Annotated in this window: 21 protein-coding genes and 1 pseudogene; 21 read left to right on the forward strand and 1 reads right to left on the reverse strand. The window is 42.2% G+C overall.

Features of this window, described 5'->3' with window-relative positions; genetic code table 11:
- Positions 1–55: 55 nt before the first annotated feature.
- The 12 genes from sleB to HNR31_RS08725 all read left to right on the forward strand — a co-directional run bounded on the left by sleB (position 56) and on the right by HNR31_RS08725 (position 11,326).
- Positions 56–832 carry a spore cortex-lytic enzyme gene (gene sleB / locus HNR31_RS08670; RefSeq protein ID WP_228485719.1) on the forward strand — a complete coding sequence of 259 codons (777 nt, stop codon included), beginning with the start codon at positions 56–58 and terminating at the stop codon, positions 830–832.
- A gap of 17 nt (positions 833–849) precedes the next feature.
- Entirely contained in the window at positions 850–2,181 is a 1,332-nt protein-coding gene (ypeB, locus tag HNR31_RS08675; protein ID WP_181555875.1) for a germination protein YpeB, read from the forward strand.
- A 77-nt stretch (positions 2,182–2,258) separates the two neighbouring features.
- Positions 2,259–2,918, forward strand: coding sequence for a flagellar brake protein (locus tag HNR31_RS08680; RefSeq protein WP_181555876.1), 660 nt, complete (start codon positions 2,259–2,261; stop codon positions 2,916–2,918).
- 54 nt (positions 2,919–2,972) lie between these two features.
- On the forward strand, positions 2,973–3,152 hold the full coding sequence (locus HNR31_RS08685; protein ID WP_181555877.1) for a YpfB family protein: 180 nt from the start codon (positions 2,973–2,975) through the stop codon (positions 3,150–3,152).
- Positions 3,153–3,246: 94 nt separating this feature from the next.
- On the forward strand, positions 3,247–3,921 hold the full coding sequence (gene cmk, locus HNR31_RS08690; protein WP_181555878.1) for a (d)CMP kinase: 675 nt from the start codon (positions 3,247–3,249) through the stop codon (positions 3,919–3,921).
- Positions 3,918–4,505, forward strand: a complete 588-nt coding sequence (locus HNR31_RS08695) for a lysophospholipid acyltransferase family protein (protein WP_181555879.1) — start codon at positions 3,918–3,920, stop codon at positions 4,503–4,505. The genes cmk and HNR31_RS08695 overlap by 4 nt, the downstream gene beginning before the upstream one ends.
- 177 nt (positions 4,506–4,682) lie before the next feature.
- Positions 4,683–5,843, forward strand: coding sequence for a 30S ribosomal protein S1 (rpsA, locus tag HNR31_RS08700; RefSeq protein ID WP_181555880.1), 1,161 nt, complete (start codon positions 4,683–4,685; stop codon positions 5,841–5,843).
- Positions 5,844–5,856: 13 nt separating this feature from the next.
- Positions 5,857–6,906 carry a type 2 isopentenyl-diphosphate Delta-isomerase gene (gene fni / locus HNR31_RS08705; RefSeq protein ID WP_181555881.1) on the forward strand — a complete coding sequence of 350 codons (1,050 nt, stop codon included), beginning with the start codon at positions 5,857–5,859 and terminating at the stop codon, positions 6,904–6,906.
- Between the two features lie 214 nt (positions 6,907–7,120).
- Complete coding sequence (locus HNR31_RS08710) at positions 7,121–8,746, forward strand: spore germination protein (RefSeq protein WP_181556105.1); 1,626 nt, start codon at positions 7,121–7,123, stop codon at positions 8,744–8,746.
- Positions 8,747–8,748: 2 nt separating this feature from the next.
- The gene (locus HNR31_RS08715) at positions 8,749–9,858 is read left to right on the forward strand and encodes a GerAB/ArcD/ProY family transporter (RefSeq protein ID WP_181556106.1); all 1,110 of its coding nucleotides are present in this window, start codon (positions 8,749–8,751) and stop codon (positions 9,856–9,858) included.
- 41 nt (positions 9,859–9,899) lie between these two features.
- Entirely contained in the window at positions 9,900–11,099 is a 1,200-nt protein-coding gene (locus HNR31_RS08720; RefSeq protein WP_181555882.1) for a Ger(x)C family spore germination protein, read from the forward strand.
- A complete protein-coding gene (locus HNR31_RS08725; RefSeq protein ID WP_181555883.1) occupies positions 11,099–11,326 on the forward strand; it encodes a hypothetical protein in 228 nt (75 codons plus the stop codon). The genes HNR31_RS08720 and HNR31_RS08725 overlap by 1 nt, the downstream gene beginning before the upstream one ends.
- Positions 11,327–11,717: 391 nt before the next feature.
- On the opposite strand, the gene HNR31_RS08730 is transcribed toward HNR31_RS08725, so the two are convergent.
- Positions 11,718–11,852 (reverse strand): YpzI family protein, encoded by a 135-nt coding sequence (locus HNR31_RS08730; RefSeq protein WP_181555884.1) that lies wholly within the window; start codon positions 11,850–11,852, stop codon positions 11,718–11,720.
- 115 nt (positions 11,853–11,967) lie between these two features.
- On the opposite strand from HNR31_RS08730, the gene HNR31_RS08735 reads away from it, so the two are divergent.
- The 9 genes and pseudogenes from HNR31_RS08735 (at position 11,968) to spoIVA (ending at position 18,935) form a co-directional block, all read left to right on the forward strand.
- A complete protein-coding gene (locus HNR31_RS08735; protein WP_181555885.1) occupies positions 11,968–12,567 on the forward strand; it encodes a YphA family membrane protein in 600 nt (199 codons plus the stop codon).
- A gap of 4 nt (positions 12,568–12,571) precedes the next feature.
- Positions 12,572–13,323 (forward strand): annotated as a pseudogene (locus tag HNR31_RS08740) (YIEGIA domain-containing protein).
- Positions 13,323–13,454, forward strand: a complete 132-nt coding sequence (locus HNR31_RS18670; protein WP_258561037.1) for a hypothetical protein — start codon at positions 13,323–13,325, stop codon at positions 13,452–13,454. Before HNR31_RS08740 ends, HNR31_RS18670 begins: the two are co-directional and overlap by 1 nt.
- Positions 13,417–13,527, forward strand: a complete 111-nt coding sequence (locus HNR31_RS19270; protein WP_374058298.1) for a hypothetical protein — start codon at positions 13,417–13,419, stop codon at positions 13,525–13,527. The genes HNR31_RS18670 and HNR31_RS19270 overlap by 38 nt, the downstream gene beginning before the upstream one ends.
- A gap of 226 nt (positions 13,528–13,753) precedes the next feature.
- Positions 13,754–15,064, forward strand: a complete 1,311-nt coding sequence (der, locus tag HNR31_RS08750) for a ribosome biogenesis GTPase Der (protein WP_181555886.1) — start codon at positions 13,754–13,756, stop codon at positions 15,062–15,064.
- 19 nt (positions 15,065–15,083) lie between these two features.
- A complete protein-coding gene (locus tag HNR31_RS08755) occupies positions 15,084–16,127 on the forward strand; it encodes an NAD(P)H-dependent glycerol-3-phosphate dehydrogenase (protein ID WP_181555887.1) in 1,044 nt (347 codons plus the stop codon).
- A gap of 215 nt (positions 16,128–16,342) precedes the next feature.
- The gene (locus HNR31_RS08760; protein WP_181555888.1) at positions 16,343–16,546 is read left to right on the forward strand and encodes a DUF2768 domain-containing protein; all 204 of its coding nucleotides are present in this window, start codon (positions 16,343–16,345) and stop codon (positions 16,544–16,546) included.
- 28 nt (positions 16,547–16,574) lie between these two features.
- On the forward strand, positions 16,575–17,297 hold the full coding sequence (locus tag HNR31_RS08765; protein ID WP_181555889.1) for a hypothetical protein: 723 nt from the start codon (positions 16,575–16,577) through the stop codon (positions 17,295–17,297).
- A 159-nt stretch (positions 17,298–17,456) separates the two neighbouring features.
- Positions 17,457–18,935 carry a stage IV sporulation protein A gene (spoIVA, locus tag HNR31_RS08770; RefSeq protein ID WP_181555890.1) on the forward strand — a complete coding sequence of 493 codons (1,479 nt, stop codon included), beginning with the start codon at positions 17,457–17,459 and terminating at the stop codon, positions 18,933–18,935.
- The last annotated feature ends 117 nt before the right edge of the window (positions 18,936–19,052 follow it).

Here is a 19,052-nt window from a genome sequence, read left to right on the forward strand (position 1 = left end):
GGATAGAAAAGGAGGGTTCTTTATGTTGGGGAAGGCGAAACGCTATCCAATTGTTATGTTTTTGTTCGCTTTTTTATTGGTATACGAGCTGCCTACAGAAAAAGCAAGCGCATTTTCCAATCAAGTGATTCAGCGCGGTGCGGTAGGTGACGATGTCATTGAGTTACAAGCACGTTTACAATATATCGGCTTTTATAATGGAAAAATCGATGGGGTATTCGGATGGGGAACGTATTGGGCTGTGCGTAACTTTCAATATGAATATGGTTTGCCAGTCGATGGACTTGCCGGTGCAAGCACAAAAGCAAAGCTAGTGAAAGTGTCTAGGTATCACGAACAATTCGTAAAAGAACAAATTCGAAAAGGAAATTCCTTTACACATTACGGTGGCAAGCCGCTAAGCCAACAGGTGAAACGAGGCGGCGGTTCAGCACGCGCTTCTACGAGAGTAACGGCCGCCAATGTGCCGAAAGGATTTTCGCAAAATGATATTCAACTTATGGCCAATGCTGTTTATGGGGAAGCGCGCGGGGAGCCTTATATCGGTCAAGTTGCTGTGGCAGCGGTCATTTTAAACCGACTTGATCATCCGTCGTTTCCGCATACGGTAGCAGGGGTCATTTTCCAACCGGGGGCGTTTACGGCTGTCGCTGATGGACAAATTTGGCTGACACCGAATGAAACGGCGAAAAAAGCAGTTCTTGATGCGATTAACGGTTGGGACCCTACAGGTGGAGCAATTTATTATTTTAATCCAGCAACGGCGACGAGCAGTTGGATTTGGAATCGCCCGCAAATTAAACAAATTGGCAAGCATATTTTTTGTAAATAAACTAGGAGGTGAACGACATGTTACGGGTGCTATTAATTGGTGTATTGTCACTTGGGGTTGTTGGAACCGCTTATTGGGGATATCGTGAACATCAAGAAAAAAACGCGGTTTTATTGCATGCTGAAAACAACTATCAGCGTGCCTTTCATGATTTAACGTATCAAATTGATTTATTGCACGATAAAATTGGAACGACGCTCGCAATGAATTCGCGTGCTTCGCTTTCTCCGGCGCTCGCTGAAGTGTGGCGAATTGCTTCAGAGGCGCATTCGGATGTAGGGCAGTTGCCACTTTCGTTACTTCCTTTTAATAAGACTCAGCAGTTTCTTGCGCAAATTGGTGAATTTAGCTATCGAACGGCGATTCGTGACTTAGAGAAAGAACCGTTAACAAAAGGAGAATATCAAACATTGCGAGCGCTTTATAAAAGTGCTGCGAATATTCAGCAGGAACTTCGCAATGTACAACATTTAGTATTACAAAATAATTTGCGTTGGATGGACGTCGAGCTTGCGCTGGCGACAGAGAAACAACCCAGTGATAACATCATCATTGATGGATTTAAGGCAGTCGAAAAAAATGTTGAATCAGCGGATTTCGGTCCGACTTTTACAAGCTTAGAAAATAAAGAAAAAGGATTTGTCCGCGTTAGCGGAAAATCGATTACAAAGGAAGAGGCGAAGCACGTCGCCGTTTCCTTTTTAGGGCTAAAAGGGACAGAAAAAATCAAAGTAGTTCGCAGTGGGAAAGGAGCGGATGAACGCTTTTATAGCTTAACAATTCACGATCCAAAAACGAATGCTGATACGTATATCGATATTACGGAAAAAGGCGGCTATCCGATTTGGGTCATTGACAGCCGTCCGATTAAAAAACAAAAGATCAGCGTACATGAAGCGGCAGTGAAAGGGATGGAGTTTTTAAAGAAGCATAAATTTACGAACCTAGAGCTATATGATAGTACACAATATGATAATGTTGCTGTTCTTACGTTTGTAACCAATGAAAACGGTGTTCGCATTTATCCGGAAGCGATAAAGATGAAGGTGGCTCTTGATGATGGAAAGATCGTCGGCTTTTCTGCGCGCGACTATTTATCCTCGAACATCAAGCGTCCTTTGCCAAAACCGGCATTAACGGTCGAACAGGCAAGAACGAAAATCAATCCAAATTTAAAAGTGATGGAACAGCGTCAAGCGATCATCACGAATGATATGAATCAAGAAGTACTCTGTTATGAATTTTTAGGGACATTGGGTGACGATACGTATCAAATCTTTGTTAACGCGAAAACTGGTACGGAAGAGAAAGTAGAAAAACTACAAGGCGTGGAACAACTTTATGATTAAAGGAAAAGCTTGTCATCAGCTTTTCCTTTTTGTTTAATTAAGATAAAGAGACCGCCATGAATGCGAGGGGGAAACAAATGATAAAAATTGGGGATACTTTAACTCTTGAATCAACAAATGGAAAAGAGGTACATGAATATAAATGTAAAGTCATTGACGTTTTTCCGAACCATGTACATATTGATTATCCCGTGAATATGAAAACAGGAAAAACGGTGTTTTTATTAAATGGAATGCAATTTAAAGCAAGTTTTGTTGGAAAAGATGACAATCTTTATTTGTTTGACACCGAAGTAACGGGAAAAGTGCGCGATCCAGTTCCAATGGTTGTTCTTTCATATCCGGGAGAAGAACAGCTCGTTCGCGTTCAGCGCCGTCAATACGTTCGGGTAGAAGCAAACGTAGATGTCGCGATTCATCCGCTTCATGGTGAATTTTCACCGTTTACAACGATGACGACGGATATTAGCGCAGGGGGAGCTGCCATTGTTCTGCCGCAGCAGGTTCAGCAGTTTTTACCGGGGATGGTTGTAGAAGCTTGGCTTGTGTTATGTATGAAATCGGGAGACTACCATTATTTAAAACTACCGGCGAAGGTCATTCGCGTTTTTCAAGCGGAGTGCAGCGATGTCTATCGAGCATCGTTACAATTTCTCACGATGTCTCCGCAAGAGCGGTTATTGCTCATTCGTTATAGTTTTGAGCGGCAATTAGAACTACGCCAAAAAGAAGAATAAATGAAGCGTTCATGTGCAATAATAGGGACAAAAACGGAAGTCGGGTGTGTAGGGATGAAACGAATCGAACAGCTATTGTTAAAAGTAGTTGTCATTCAATTTATTTTTTTATTTATTGCACAATGCTTGCTGCTATACACGCCGCTTGCTCCCTATTTAGGAAAAGTGTATGAATATGAAGGGGTCAGTAAACAAGAAAAAACAAAAACAATGGAAACAATCGTCGACCAGTGACGGTTCATATGATAAAATATCATCGGAGTACGCAGGAATTTCCTGCTTTTTTCTTTGATAAAATAGATTTGAACGAATTGTGGGTGGTTTTATGATGAGTAAACGAATATCGATTGCGATTGATGGGCCAGCAGCGGCAGGAAAAAGCACTGTCGCTAAAATTTTGGCGGAAAGACTTTCTTATCTTTATATTGATACAGGAGCGATGTACCGAGCGCTGACGTATCGTGCCTTGCAAGAAGGAATTGACCTTGACGATGAAAAGGCATTAATTGCTTTATTAAAAGATACATATATTGAGTTAAAGCCATCAGAGCGCGGACAACTTGTGTTTGTCAATGGGGAAGATGTGACCAACATTATTCGCAATGAGAAAGTAACGAATTCTGTATCGATCGTTGCTAAGCATCCGCTAGTGCGCCAAGAAATGGTTGCACGCCAGCGCGCCTTAGCGCAGCATGGGGGGGTAGTGATGGATGGCCGCGATATCGGTACACATGTCCTTCCACATGCAGAAGTGAAGATTTTTTTAAAAGCATCTGTAGAAGAAAGGGCACAGCGCCGTCATGCTGAAAATATTGCAAGGGGATTTGAATCCGATCTAGAAACGTTAAAAGAGGAAATAGCCCGTCGCGACAAAATTGATTCAGAACGGAAGGTAGCCCCGCTCAAAAAAGCGGAAGATGCTGTTGAAATTGATACAACTTCTTTATCGGTTGACGATGTCGTTAATCGCATTATGGAAATTGTAGATGAAAGGACGGGGTGACATTGGATTTTTATTCCTTTGCCAAAGGAGTAGTAAAAGGGATTTTAAAGCCCCTTTACCGTGTTGAAGTGATTGGGATAGAACAGTTTCCAAAGGAGGGAGGAGTGCTCCTTTGTGCAAACCATATTAGCAACCTTGACCCTCCGATTGTTGGAATTACGGCTCCTCGACCGATTCATTTTATGGCAAAAGAGGAGTTGTTCCATGTACCGGTATTGAAAAACTTGATTTCTTCGTTACACGCATTTCCAGTCAAACGAGGAATGAGCGATCGCCAAGCGTTGCGAGTCGGATTAGATGTTTTAAAGCAAGGACATGTATTAGGGATTTTCCCGGAAGGTACGCGAAGCAAGGACGGAAAATTGCAGAAGGGGCTATCCGGCGTTGGCTTTTTTGCATTACGGACAAATGCAGCCGTTGTCCCTTGTGCTATCATCGGACCATATCGACCGTTTAAAAAATTGAAAGTTGTTTACGGAGCTCCGATTCATATGGAGCCGCTTCGCGCGAAAAAAGCTTCCCCTGAGGAAGCAACGGATTATATTATGGACCATATTCAAGCGCTTTTGGACCAATATCAGTAAGCATTCGCTTACATGTCTTTTGTGAAAATATGGTATAATAAATAGAAAAGCGGTCCTTCGGGAAAATCATAACGTTTTTTTGTTTGGACATGATATAGTTAAGTAGGGAACATGTTCCAACTTTACGGATGTTTGGTAAAGCTGCATGGACCGTCAGTCGACTAAGGAGGGTTAAGAATGGTAGAGGACATGAATTTAGAAGTGAAGGTTTATAAGGTAGGTGACATCGTTCAGGGAAAAGTCGTCAAATTAGAAGACAAGCAAGTGCTTGTCGATATTGAGGGAAGCAAGCAAAGCGGTATTATTCCGATTAGCGAATTATCGAGCCTTCATATCGAGAAAACGAGCGATGCCGTTTCTGTAGGTGACGAAATTACCGCTAAAGTAAAAAAAGTAGAGGAAGGCACGAACGAAGAAGAAGGGCTGTTAATCTTATCGAAAAAAGCCGTAGATGCTGATCGTGCTTGGGAAGAGTTAGAAAGAAAATTTGCTAGCGGTGAAACGTTCGATGTCGTCGTCAAAGACATCGTCAAAGGTGGGCTTGTCGCTGATGTAGGGATACGTGGATTTATTCCAGCTTCACTCGTCGAGCCTCATTTTGTTGAAGACTTTTCCGATTATAAAGATCGTCCGCTTGCTGTCAAAGTCGTGGAATTGGATCGTGAGAAAAATCGCGTTATTTTATCGCATCGTGCTGTTATTGAACAAGAGCAAGAGGAACAGAGAAAACAAGCATTTCGTCGCTTAGAACCGGGCCAAGTGCTTGAAGGGACTGTGCGGCGCATCGCGGATTTTGGCGTATTCGTCGACATTGGTGGATTTGACGGGCTTGTACATATTTCTCAACTTTCCCATACGCGTGTCGCTCATCCATCCGATGTAGTTCAAGAGGGTGAGAAAGTAAAAGTCAAAGTGCTTTCTGTTGATGAAGAACATGGCCGCATCTCCTTATCAATTAAGGATGCATTGCCGGGTCCGTGGGAAGGTATTGGTGAAAAAATCGCTCCTGGCGATGTGGTAACAGGTAAAGTAAAACGATTAGTTCCATTTGGAGCGTTCGTTGAGATTTTCCCGGGTGTGGAAGGATTAGTGCATATTTCGCAAATTTCAAATAAGCGTATCGGCACTCCACACGAAGCGTTAAAAGAAGGAGAAGAAGTAAAAGCGAAAGTGCTCGAAGTCAACGAGGCGGAGCACCGCATTTCCCTCAGCATTCGCGAGTTAACTGAAGAAGTGGCTGCTGAGGAAGATTATAGCCAGTACACAAAGCCATCTAACGAGTCAAAAGGATTCCAGTTAGGCGAAGTGATCGGTGAACAGTTAAAAAAATTAAAATAATGGTGGTAACGTAATGAGCAGGGCGAGACGAAAAATCGAACATATCGCGCACGCGCTTTCTACTGGTTCAGTAGGGAAGCATGGATTCGACGACATCGTTTTTGTGCATCAAAGCCTGCCTAATCTGCGTACAAATGATATTGACTTACGTACAACCTTAGGCGAACTTACGTTAAGTTCGCCTCTTTTTATCAATGCGATGACCGGCGGGGGCGGACGAGCAACGTTGGAAATTAACAAAGGGCTAGCGGAAGCGGCGAAAGAATGTCGTATTGCTATGGCGGTCGGTTCACAAATGGCGGCGCTCAAGGATGCAAACGAACGCCCTTCTTTTGAAATTGTGCGACAAGTAAATCCGAATGGAGTGATTTTTGCTAATATTGGAAGTGAAGCAACGGTTGAGGATGCCAAGCGTGTGGTCGATATGATTGAAGCGAACGGCTTACAAATTCATTTAAATGTCGTTCAAGAACTTATCATGCCAGAAGGGGATCGCGATTTTACAGGAGCGTTAAGACGGATTGAACAAATCGTAAGACATGTCGACGTTCCTGTCATTGTCAAGGAAGTTGGCTTTGGCATGAGTAAAGAAACAGCTGTACAGCTAGCGGATGTAGGTGTTATGATCGTCGATGTTGGTGGATTTGGCGGAACGAATTTTGCCCGCATTGAAAATCAAAGACGTTCCGCTATATTATCGTATTTTAACGAATGGGGGATTTCGACAGCTGCGTCCATTGTCGAAGTTTCCCAAACGGTTCCCCATCTTTCTGTCATTGGCAGCGGCGGTGTACGCACCGCTTTTGATGCCGCTAAAGCGATTGCTTTAGGAGCAGCGGCTGTTGGCGTTGCTGGTTCGTTTTTAAAATTATTGATAGAAGAAGGAGCCGAATCATTAGTGGAGGAAATTCATGCGCTGCATACCGATTTATCATTGATTATGAGCGCACTTGGGGCGAAAACGATTGAGGAATTGCGGCGCGTTCCACTTGTTATTCGCGGTGACACGCATCATTGGTTAACGGAAAGAGGATTTGACACGAAAGTATATAGTTGTCGATAAATTCACCCCTTCATCTCGATGACTAAAATTCACGGGATGAAGGGGTTTTTAATGAAATGGGCATAGACCTTTTCTATCTGTTTTCTCAGAAATGAGAAACCCTCCACTTTTTTATATGCTTATATAACTTTTATTATCAGAAAAATGATTATCTCATTTTAAAAAGGGAAAAATAGAGGTTGAGAACAGAACGTCTACCGATAGAAAGAAGGGAATTGTATGTTTTTTTTTTAAGAAAGCAAGAAAAAAACAAATAGCTAAGAACCAACAAGAGCAAAAACAACAGAACCAAAATCATCAACAGCAGGACTTTCTTTCTACCGATTTAGATCAAAATCTACAAGAACTGCAAAGCATCTATCAAAATTGTATGGATGTCGTTTTTCGCCCATTTAAAATTGGCGGGAAAACAAAAGCTGCCCTTATCTATATCGACGGTTTAGCTAACATCGAAGAAATCGATGCGAGCGTACTCATCCCTTTGATGAAAGAAAATAATGCCAAGGAGAATGAGAATACCGACCAGCTAATTCCTGTCTATCATATACTAGAACAAAAATTGACCGTTTCGAAGGTAGAGAAGGTACAGACGATTACAGCATGCATTGAACATATCTCTGACGGAAACCCGGTTTTGCTTATCGACCAACAAAGCGAAGGATTCGCATTAGGTTTGTCAAATTGGGAAAAACGTTCCATCGAAGAACCAACGGGGGAATCCGTGATAAGAGGACCTCGGGAGGGATTCACCGAATCATTAGGGACTAACCTTTCTTTATTGCGCAGAAAAATAAGAAGCCCACAGCTAAAAATGAAATCAATGAAAATAGGGGAGTATACCCAGACCGAAGTGGTCATCTCTTATATTGAAGGAATTGTCGATCAAGCATTGATCCGAGAAGTAGAGAGCCGGCTTAACCGTATCAAGGTAGACGGAATTTTGGAAACGAGCTATATTGAAGAGTTCATCGAGGACAATCCTTATTCCCCGTTTCCTCAAGTATTGGATACCGAACGTCCTGATATTGTAGTGGCGAGTCTGCTTGAAGGACGAGTGGCGATTCTTCAAGATGGCACTCCTTTCGCTTTGATTGTACCGGTTTCTTTTTATTCCTTACTGCAATCAAGTGAAGATTACTACCAACGATTTTTAATCAGCACGGTAATCCGCTGGCTGCGTTATATATTTCTCTTGATATCGCTTTTGCTGCCGTCATTGTATGTGGCGATCCTGACCTTTCATCAGGAAATGATTCCTACTACGCTTTTGATTAGCATAGCTGCTTCTCGGGAGATGATTCCGTTTCCGGCACTGGTTGAAGCGTTACTTATGGAAGTGGTATTTGAGGCCTTACGTGAAGCGGGATTGAGGCTTCCTAAACAAGCGGGTGCTGCTGTTAGTATCGTTGGTGCTCTGGTGATTGGACAAGCTGCGGTCCAAGCAGGGCTTGCTTCTTCTCCACTGATCATGGTGGTTGCATTAACAGGAATTGCCTCTTTTACCATTCCCCGCTATACGACCGGAATAGCATTAAGGATGCTGCGCTTTCCCATGATCTTATTGGCAGGGACGTTAGGGCTTCTCGGGATTATGCTCGGGCTGCTCATGATTCTTACTCATATGGCGACGCTTCGTTCTTTCGGCGTTCCCTATTTATCTCCTATGGCTCCAATGCAAGTGAGAGAAATGAAAGACGTGTTGATACGCGCACCTTGGTGGAAGTTAAATACGCGTCCCCGTTTAACGAGAACAGATAACATCCAACGGCAAGGTTCGGATCAGAAACCAGATCCTGATTACGGAAATGACAAGACGAGTAAAGGAAAAGGAGGATCATGATGATGATTGAGAAAGGAAAAATATCTGCCATGCAAATGGGAATAATGATGTATCCTACTATCACCGCAACAGCCATTCTCTTAGTCCCTGCCATCACTGCCCGATATGCGAAGCAGGATATGTGGCTTTCTCCCTTCTGGGCTTCTCTCATTGGCTTTCTGACAGTTTACATTGCTGTTCAGTTACATCATCTCTATCCGCAAAAAACCCTCATTGAGTACAGTGAGGATATTCTCGGCAAGTTTCTAGGGAAAGCGGTTGGATTTATCTTTTTATTTTTCTATTTGCATGCAAATGGAATTATTATCCGAGAGTATGGCGAATTTGTTGTAGGTAACTTTCTTAGTCATACCCCATTAGTCGTTGTAATGGGAAGTATGATTCTCGTATGCTCCTTTGCCGTTCGTAGCGGTGTGGAAGTGATAGGCCGGCTTGCGGAAGTGATTGTACCTGTTGTGATTATCCTGATATTGGCCAATATTATCCTGTTGATCCCGGATATGAAAGTAGAGAATATGTTTCCAATCATGGAAAAGGGAATAATGCCTTCGCTCATGGGGGCGATCATCCCGCAAGGTTGGTTTACTGAATTCCTCCTCATCGCTTTTCTGCTTCCTTACGTTGACGATCGCAATAAAGGAAAGAAATGGGGCATGATTTCGGTCACCGCCGTCATGTTGACTTTATCTCTCATCAACATTGCAGTCCTTTTCGTCCTAGGAGGGATCACATCCCGTTTTCTCTATCCCGCGTTTAGCGCTGTCCGTTACGTTAGCATCGCGGATTTTCTAGAACACATTGAAGCCATCGTAATGGCCCTTTGGGTAGCAGGGGTTTTTGTGAAGATTGCCGTCTTTTATTACGCTTTAGTGTTAGGAACAGCTCAATGGCTGAATTTGTCAGATTATCGCCCGATCACTTTTCCCATAGGATTTTTACTGCTGTTATTTGCCGTCTGGTCGGCGCCGAATTTAATCGAATTGATCCATTTTCTAGGAAGCTCTTCTCCGTTTTACCGAATTTCGATCCAAACAGGAATTCCTCTTATTCTGCTATTCATCGCAAAATGGCGCAGAAAAACCAATAACCAAAAGTTAACACAACAAGGATAAGGATAGCAACGAAACAAGGGGTAAAAAGGAGATCAATAAGAATGAGCATCGTACAAAAAGCAGCAAAAATTCTTTTCGTTTCCGTTCATCTTATTTTGCTAAGCGGCTGCTGGGACCGAACGGAAGTAAACGATTTAGCGCTAATTGTAGGGTTAGGAATTGATCAAAAAAAAGATGGGAAAATCATGCTTACAGCGGAACTAATCGTCCCGCAAGCAGTCGGTGGAGGCGGTCAGATGATGGGAGGAGGTGGCGGCAGCGGTGTCAGCGGTCAAACGGTAGTAAGATCGGGAACGGGTACCACCGTGGCTGATGCGATCTCGAACCTGCAAGAAAAGCTTTCTCGCCGTGTCTTCTGGGGACACACCAAGGTGGTCGTGTTTGGAGAGAAAGCAGCAAAAGCAGGGATTCGCCAGCATCTAGACTTTTTGAGCCGCAATCCGCAAATTCGCCTTCGTTCCAATGTATTAGTAAGTAAAGGAACTGCCAAAAGTGTGCTCGAATTGCTCCCTCCGATTGAACAAAGCTCAGCAGAAGTGCTGCGGGAATTGTCAGAATCGCAACTTTTATTGCGAGTAACGATAAAAGAAGCTATGCAAATGCTAAGCAGCGATGCCGATGTAGCGGCTCTTCCTATGGTGAAGATCTTGCCGCCGGAAAAAGGGAAAAAAGATCTACAAACTATTGCGTTTATTCAACGTACCGCCATTTTTAAGAAGGATAAAATGATCGGGGATATTGATGATAAGTTGACTCGAGGTGTACTTTGGCTCAGAAATGAGATCAAACGAGCGAATGTCACAGTTACGCTTAAAGGAGAAAAGGGAAATATCACAGCTACGCTGATAAGAGCGCATACAGAATTCATTCCCAAATATGAGAAAGGTAAATGGAAGATGATTGTGAAAGTGACCGCGGAAGACGATATTATATTAAACGGAACGAAATTGGACTTGCTAAACCCTAAGTATACGAAAATGATCGAAAAAGAATTGGAAAATGAGACAAATAAACGCATTAGAGCCGCATTGAAGACAGTACAAAAAGAGATGAAAGCCGATATTTTTGACTTTGCAGACATTTTCCACCGAAAATATCCAAGAGAATGGAATCAGGTAAAAAATCGTTGGGAGCAAATCTTCCCGACCGTTGAAGTGATCGTAGAGACTAAGGCGTACGTCCGCAGACCGGGAGTAAACACCGCTCCGCAAGGATTGCCTGAACAAGAGGTGAAACAGTAATGAAAGCGGGGGTTATACTAGGTACTCTTGTTCTGGTTGCGCTCATCTTTCTATACGAGTGGCCGCGAATAAATCGAACACAAAAAAAAGAAAAAGTTGTTTTTATTGTGCTGCTAAGTCTTGGAACAATTCTTGCGATTATGTTAATATTGAACCCCGATCTTCCAGGTCCGACGCAGATGATTGAATACATTTATAAACCTCTGGGGCGAATGCTTGAAAAATAAAGGAAAGTTTTCCTATTCTGTCTCGTGGATTTTTTGTCTTAATAAAATAGAAACTATATCATTCAAAACAGGTTCTTTGTCAATGGGATGATGGATGAAACATAGAAGTACAGAACAAGATGGATAATGGAGTTGATTTACGTCCGCTTTCTTACTGCGATTAAAGGGGGGGACATCAAATACATTGACAAATTTCAATAATTTAAAAAAGGTTTATGTTCATGAGGTGCGTTTGATGCTCGACGTTTTCACTGCTTTGGAAGCTGACTCGATTGGTGATCATTGAGTCAGCTTTTTTGATGTTATCTTCTTGAGTCTTCCAGCGCGTGTCGGGGGCAAGCAAGTCGCTTTTGCTTTTCTTGATCGTCTAGCTTCTGCTTCCCAATTTTTCTTAGTGTTTATTTCGTTCTCTTGCCGCTTCGGGATCTTCGAGTCTTCCTGCTCCTTTGTATGTGAGGGATTGGTCGCGATCAGATTCCACACGATGCGATTGTTTAAGTTTTTTTTCTTGGCGGTCTTTACCCATTTTATAACGCTCCTTTCTTTTTTCTCATTTTTACTATAACTGTTTTTTGTTTTTCTTATACGCGGATTAACTTTCATAAAAAATGAAATAATGGAGATAGTAGGAGGTAGAAAAAGTGAAAGGGATTTATTTTTATATATTTTTTTGGATGATATGGATAATCGCAACTTTTTTTATGAAAAAAACGGAGCGACGGACAAAGTTAGCTGCGGCTACACTAATGACAATGGCATTATCTCGTTTTGGCATGAATATTGGTTCGTTTCGGGTAACACTTTCATTTTTGTTTCTTCTAGTAAGTGCTTATTATTTATTAGCAGCAAGGCAAGCAGTTTGGAATTTAGCGTATATGTTTCTTGCAACGATTACCATTACGTTCGCGTATACTTCCTTCCGCTTGCTTGCGTTATGTGACCCGATATGGATATGGACGAATCCCACATGGATGATGGCCATCATATTATTGATCATCTCTTTCATGTTTTATCGAGATATGGTTGCACGGTTTTTATGTCTTATCATTGGCAGTTGTCAAGGTGATGTGTTATATGCTTTTGTTTTAAAATCGTTTTCGTTTCCGTATATCATTGGGTCTTTTTCATTTTTTGATACCATCTCCGTGTGCTGCTTCTGTTTGCTAGGTTGGACATTGTTAGAACAGCTACCGTTGCACGTGGATTTGAAAAAGCCGGCAAAAGGGACGAAGCAAACATGAGAATATATTATCTAGTGCATTGATCGGAGTGTATTTGTTAAAAACGGATTATTGTCAATATCCTGCGCATTTACACGTACGAATTATTCAATATTGTGTGAGGAGTCGTTTCGGCTGGATTAGGAATAATTGCTGTTCCGGCGATTATGGGCAAAGAGCTTGCTTTTAGTGCTTGCTGCTTCACAAATTCGTGATGCGTATAATATAGAGCGATTGATCAATATGAGCTCGTTCCGCGTGGGAAAGCATATATCGAATTGCAATATTGTTTGAGGGGCGAATTTATTTAATTATTTTCGATGAATATTTGGCGGCGATTGTCGTAAGCATCATCGGACCATTTATGGTGCGAAAATGTATGTCTGGCAGCCGTTTAAAGGATATTGTTGATATTGAATATGTGGAGCCGCATTTTGAAGAGGCGGGATCGCATGTTGATAACATTTATATTATGAATATTGGGTTATCGGCACGACATGACATAAGGAGTTTTTATGGTATGGAATAGGAGATTTTAAAGTCGAAACTTTAATGCGCAGTCAACAATCGCCAACCTAGGACAACGGCAAGCGATATCGCACGATATTTTGACAGCGCCCGGTGTGTACGATGGTAGACGTGTCGGTATTTTTATTTTGACATAAGAAAAAGACATGGAAAGGGCGCAGGTGATCATTGGAAATGTTCCAAGACATAGAAAGTGCGATTCGCATGCTGACAAGATCAGAAGCGAATAAGAAAGGGAGAAGGTTATGATGACGCATGAAAAAGTCATTGTGGCGGCCATGACAACGAACAGGAAAAAATCGCTGGCGGTATTCTATTTTTATATGCGAAACAAAAGAAGAAATGAAACAAGTGGCGGCGCATTTAGAAGAGATTCTTAACGGTATTACCCATGAGCAGTTAATTATTGTGAAGCATTGGCCTGTTTCTATTGTTGTACGCTGTTGTTTTTGATACAATAAAACAGCTGTACCCTTCTTTTGAAGGGTTCTTTTTTGAGGACAAGAAAGTATACATTTTCAAACACTGTCTAGCGTAAGCGCCTAGCTCTCTTGTTTCAAAACCTTCACGCTTTCGAAGTGACAAACTGTCTTGTGCATGAAGAACATTTGACTTCGGGAGCTGGCCATGGCGCTTCCGCTTTTCTTACAGTCGCGATATGAAGAGAAAGGGTGATAATATGACCAATCCAGTCGTAGCTATTGTTGGTCGTCCAAATGTCGGCAAATCAACGATTTTTAATCGAATTGCTGGTGAGCGCATTTCGATTGTGGAAGATGTACCTGGAGTCACTCGCGACCGAATTTATAGTAGCGGAGAATGGTTAAATCACAAATTTCACATTATTGATACAGGCGGAATTGATATTGGCGATGAGCCACTTTTAGTGCAAATACGCCAACAGGCGGAAGTTGCAATTGATGAAGCAGATGTCATTATTTTTATGACGAATGGACGCGATGGAGTAACGGCGGCGGATGAAGAAGTCGCAAAAATGTTACATCGCTCTAACAAGCCGGTTGTATTGGCTGTGAATAAAATTGATAATCCAGATATGCGCGATTTGATTTATGATTTTTATGTGCTTGGGTTTGGTGAGCCATATCCGATTTCTGGCGCGCATGGCACGGGACTTGGCGATTTATTGGATGCAGTTGTTCGCCATTTTCCAAAACGAGAGCCAAACGACTATGAAGAAGATGTCATTAAATTTTGTTTAATCGGCCGCCCGAATGTCGGTAAATCATCGCTTGTAAATGCCATTTTAGGAGAGGAAAGGGTCATTGTAAGCGATATTGCTGGAACGACACGGGATGCAGTCGATACGACGTTTACACGGGAAGGACAAGAATACGTTATTATTGATACCGCGGGAATGCGAAAAAGAGGAAAAATCTATGAAAACACCGAAAAGTATAGTGTATTGCGCGCGTTGAAAGCTATTGAACGTTCCGATGTTGTTCTTGTTGTGTTGAACGCGGAGGAAGGAATTATCGAGCAAGATAAAAAAATTGCTGGGTACGCTCACGAAGCAGGACGCGGTGTGATTATTGTGGTTAATAAATGGGATGCGGTTGAAAAAGACGATAAAACATTGATTGAATTTGAGCGGAAAATCCGCGACCACTTTCAATTTCTTGATTATGCGCCAATTTTATTCGTCTCAGCGAAAACGAAGCAGCGACTACATAAGCTGCTGCCACTCATTCAAACTGTGAGCGAAAATCATGCGATGCGCGTGCAGACGAACGTATTGAATGAAGTCATTATGGACGCAATCGCGATGAATCCAACGCCGACGCATAACGGGCAGCGGTTGAAAATTTATTATGTGACGCAAGTAGCTGTAAAACCACCAACATTTGTTGTCTTCGTGAACGATCCAGAGCTGATGCATTTTTCATACGAGCGCTTTTTAGAAAATCGTATTCGCGATGCATTCGGTTTTGAAGGTACGCCAATCAAACTGATTGCTAGACCGAGAAAATAAACTAAGGAAGTGAGAGACGGTGGAGCAAGTTGCGGTGTTAGGAGCAGGAAGCTGGGGAACGGCGCTCTCGATGGTGCTTGCTGATAATGGACATGCTGTTCGCCTTTGGGGACATCGACCTGAACAAATTAAGGAAATTAATACGAAGCGAACGAATGAAAAATATTTGCCGGGCATCGAGCTTCCTGAACTGATTGTTGGATATGCCGATCTTTGTCAAGCATTAGAAAACGTGCGAACGGTTGTATTAGCGGTTCCAACGAAGGCGATTCGCGAAGTGTTAGGAAACGTGCGTCAATGTCTGAAAGAACCGATTACGATTGTGACGGTCAGCAAAGGAATCGAGCCGGATACACATAAGCGCATTTCTGAAATTATTGAAGAAGAAATGGGCTCGCTGTTGCAAGATGTTGTTGTATTATCAGGACCGAGCCATGCGGAGGAAGTCAGTTTACGTCATCCGACGACAGTGACGGTATCCTCAAAAAATATGAAGGCAGCAGAACGTATTCAAGATTTGTTCATGAATCATCAATATTTTCGTGTTTATACGAACCCGGATTTAATCGGTGTAGAAATCGGTGGGGCGCTCAAAAATATTATCGCCTTGGCCGCTGGAATTACCGATGGGTTAGGGTATGGAGATAATGCGAAAGCCGCTCTCATTACAAGGGGATTGGCAGAAATTGCTCGATTAGGAAGCACGCTTGGGGCAAATCCACTTACATTCTCTGGGCTTACAGGGATTGGCGATTTAATTGTGACATGTACGAGCGTTCACTCACGAAATTGGCGGGCAGGACATTTGTTAGGAAAAGGGAAAAAACTTGATGAAGTGCTTGATAGTATGGGAATGGTAGTGGAAGGTGTTCGAACGACAAAAGCCGCCTATCAGCTGGCGAAAAAGCTCGGTGTGAAAATGCCGATTACGGAAGTGCTTTACGATGTATTGTTTAATGAAAAAAATCCAAAAGACGCTGTCGATTCTCTCATGTCACGTGTAAAAACACATGAGATGGAAGACTTAGTGAACATTTTGGACAAATCGGAGCAAGAAAAGTGACAAAAATAGGCATTCGATGATGCAAGGTATTTATGCGGCGCATACAATACTACGAACAATTATAGACCTGAGCTTCCGGACAAAGGGTATCATTGTCTGACTGAAGTAAAGTAGCCCCGCTTTACTTCAGTTTTTTTGTGTGTGAGTCTAGGCTAGGATAGTGAAAATAGAGCCGCTTATTGTTATAATAATTGTCGAAAAAGGGGGAAACACACGTGTCACCGGGATTAATAAAAATGTGGATTGCACTTACGTCAATGGCTTTTATGTTTATTTCTGTATTTTCGATTTATTTGAGCCGGTATAAAATAAAAAATAAAATCGTTAAATTTATATTGGCGTTAATCGCTTATATACTCATGATTTTAGCGGGTATCATTATTATTTTTGTTGTATTTAGCGGGCCGGTTCAAGAATAATGGACATGCAGCCAAAGGATGGATCGATATGAAACTCATTTTTCGACTGATCATTTCTATATGTATGATGTTCCTGCTCTCGGGGTGCTTATACCCAGAAGAACGATTAAAACAAAATCAAATTCCATATGCAGATCAAGTTGCCGCAGTACAATCAGCAGTGGATCAGTACCGTGAGGCGACAGGAGGATTGTTGCCGATTCAGACGCGCGATATGAAAACGCAGATTTATCAAAAGTACCCGATTGATTTTCATCGTCTCGTTCCACGTTATATGCAAGAGCCACCGGGGAATGCGTTTGAAAGCGGCGGTGTCTTTCAATATGTCCTTGTTGATGTGGAGAAGCACCCGACGGTCAAGCTCCTTGATTTACGTATGGCGGAGCAAATTCGCGATGTAAAACTGCGCTTAAAAATGTATCAAGATTCTCATGGGTACCCTCCATTTAAAGACATGCTAGCAAAAGGGATTTTTACATTAGACTATAAAAAATTAGGTTATAAAGAACCACCGTATGTTGTTAGTCCTTTTTCTGGAAATAATTTACCGCTGATTATTGATTATAATGGTGAAATTTATGTTGACTATCGTATTGATTTATACGAAGCATTGAAAAAAACAAAACATTCTTACAAACCTGGAGATGATATTCGCGATATATTAGTAAAAGATTCTTTATTTGTTCCTGCCTACTCCCTTCCATATACAATTGATCCGCAAAAAAACGAGCCTATTTTTTTAACGAAATAAGTCATGAACCCTTCTCTAGCGAATACATTCTAGAGAAGGGATTTTTTTTATATATTTTAGTCATAAATGAATAGGACAACATCATATTCATATAGTGTCCTAGAGTACTAGCAAACAGGTCTATCGAACATAACGACTCAAAGACTGGAGGGGAGTCATTTGGAAAAAGTGGATATCTTCAAAGAAATCGCCGAACGCACGGGGGGCGATATTTATTTAGGAGTAGTCGGTGCCGTGCGAACCGGTAAATCGACTTTCATAAAAAAGTTTATGGAACTCGTTGTTATTCCTAATATTGGAAACGAAGCGGATAAAGCGCGCGCGCAGGATGAATTGCCGCAAAGTGCGGCAGGAAAAACGATTATGACAACAGAACCGAAATTTGTGCCAAACCAAGCCGTGAAAGTAAAAGTCGATGAAGGATTAGAAGTCAACATTCGCTTAGTTGATTGTGTTGGCTATGCTGTTCCAGGGGCGAAAGGGTACGAGGACGAAAACGGCCCGCGAATGATTCATACACCTTGGTACGAAGAACCAATTCCATTCCATGAAGCAGCGGAAATTGGCACAAGAAAAGTGATTCAAGAGCATTCCACGATTGGCGTCGTCATCACAACGGACGGCACGATTGGAGAAATTCCGCGCCAAGACTATGTAGACGCAGAAGAGCGCGTCATTAATGAACTTAAAGAGGTAGGAAAACCATTTATTATGGTTATTAACACTGTTCGTCCGCATCATCCAGACACGGAATCACTTCGCCAACAGTTAATCGAAAAGTACGATATTCCAGTGTTGGCGATGAGCGTAGAGAGCATGCGTGATGCCGATGTATATAATGTGCTCCGTGAAGCATTATATGAATTTCCAGTTTTAGAAGTGAATGTGAACTTACCAAGTTGGGTAATGGTGCTCCGTGAAGATCACTGGCTTCGTGAAAGCTACCAAGAGGCTGTACGCGATACGGTGAAAGATATTAAGCGGTTGCGCGATGTTGACCGTGTTGTTCAGCAGTTTGGCGAGTACGATTTTATTGATAAAGCAAGCCTTGCCGGCATTGAAATGGGGCAGGGGATAGCGGAAATTGATTTATATGCTCCGGATGATTTGTACGATCAAATTTTAAAAGAAGTCGTCGGCGTCGAAATTCGGGGGAAAGATCACTTGCTTCAATTGATGCAAGATTTTGCGCATGCGAAAGCGGAATATGATCAAATTGCTGATGCGTTAAAAATGGTGAAACAAACTGGTTACGGCATTGCTGCTCCGGCCCTTTCCGACATGAGCTTAGATGAGCCGGAAATTATTCGTCAAGGGTCGCGCTTCGGGGTGCGCTTAAAAGCGGTGGCTCCGTCCATCCATATGATTAAAGTTGATGTCGAATCGGAATTTGCACCGATTATCGGTACCGAAAAGCAAAGTGAAGAACTTGTCCGCTATTTAATGCAAGACTTTGAAGATGACCCGCTATCTATTTGGAATTCCGATATTTTTGGGCGTTCGCTCAGCTCGATTGTTCGCGAAGGCATCCAAGCCAAACTCGCATTAATGCCGGAAAACGCTCGTTACAAATTGAAAGAAACGCTAGAGCGAATCATTAACGAAGGTTCCGGTGGATTGATTGCTATTATACTGTAAACGATAGACTCCAGTTTTGGGGTCTTTTTTATGTGTAAACCTCGACAAAAAAGTGTTCAGGGATGTTTTTTTACAAAAAATAAATGAAAGCCTAGAAAAACAAGGATTTTTGTCTTG

The organism is Thermaerobacillus caldiproteolyticus, assembly GCF_013761245.1.
GTDB classification, from domain to species: Bacteria; Bacillota; Bacilli; order Bacillales; family Anoxybacillaceae; genus Thermaerobacillus; species Thermaerobacillus caldiproteolyticus.

Coding starts and splice junctions, on each gene's coding strand:
- sleB (WP_228485719.1), top strand. CDS start 56: ATGTTTTTGTTCGCTTTTTTATTGGTATACGAGCTGCCTACAGAAAAA.
- ypeB (WP_181555875.1), top strand. CDS start 850: ATGTTACGGGTGCTATTAATTGGTGTATTGTCACTTGGGGTTGTTGGA.
- HNR31_RS08680 (WP_181555876.1), top strand. CDS start 2,259: ATGATAAAAATTGGGGATACTTTAACTCTTGAATCAACAAATGGAAAA.
- HNR31_RS08685 (WP_181555877.1), top strand. CDS start 2,973: ATGAAACGAATCGAACAGCTATTGTTAAAAGTAGTTGTCATTCAATTT.
- cmk (WP_181555878.1), top strand. CDS start 3,247: ATGAGTAAACGAATATCGATTGCGATTGATGGGCCAGCAGCGGCAGGA.
- rpsA (WP_181555880.1), top strand. CDS start 4,683: ATGGTAGAGGACATGAATTTAGAAGTGAAGGTTTATAAGGTAGGTGAC.
- fni (WP_181555881.1), top strand. CDS start 5,857: ATGAGCAGGGCGAGACGAAAAATCGAACATATCGCGCACGCGCTTTCT.
- HNR31_RS08715 (WP_181556106.1), top strand. CDS start 8,749: ATGATTGAGAAAGGAAAAATATCTGCCATGCAAATGGGAATAATGATG.
- HNR31_RS08720 (WP_181555882.1), top strand. CDS start 9,900: ATGAGCATCGTACAAAAAGCAGCAAAAATTCTTTTCGTTTCCGTTCAT.
- HNR31_RS08725 (WP_181555883.1), top strand. CDS start 11,099: ATGAAAGCGGGGGTTATACTAGGTACTCTTGTTCTGGTTGCGCTCATC.
- HNR31_RS08730 (WP_181555884.1), bottom strand. CDS start 11,852: ATGGGTAAAGACCGCCAAGAAAAAAAACTTAAACAATCGCATCGTGTG.
- HNR31_RS18670 (WP_258561037.1), top strand. CDS start 13,323: ATGACGCATGAAAAAGTCATTGTGGCGGCCATGACAACGAACAGGAAA.
- HNR31_RS19270 (WP_374058298.1), top strand. CDS start 13,417: ATGAAACAAGTGGCGGCGCATTTAGAAGAGATTCTTAACGGTATTACC.
- der (WP_181555886.1), top strand. CDS start 13,754: ATGACCAATCCAGTCGTAGCTATTGTTGGTCGTCCAAATGTCGGCAAA.
- HNR31_RS08765 (WP_181555889.1), top strand. CDS start 16,575: ATGAAACTCATTTTTCGACTGATCATTTCTATATGTATGATGTTCCTG.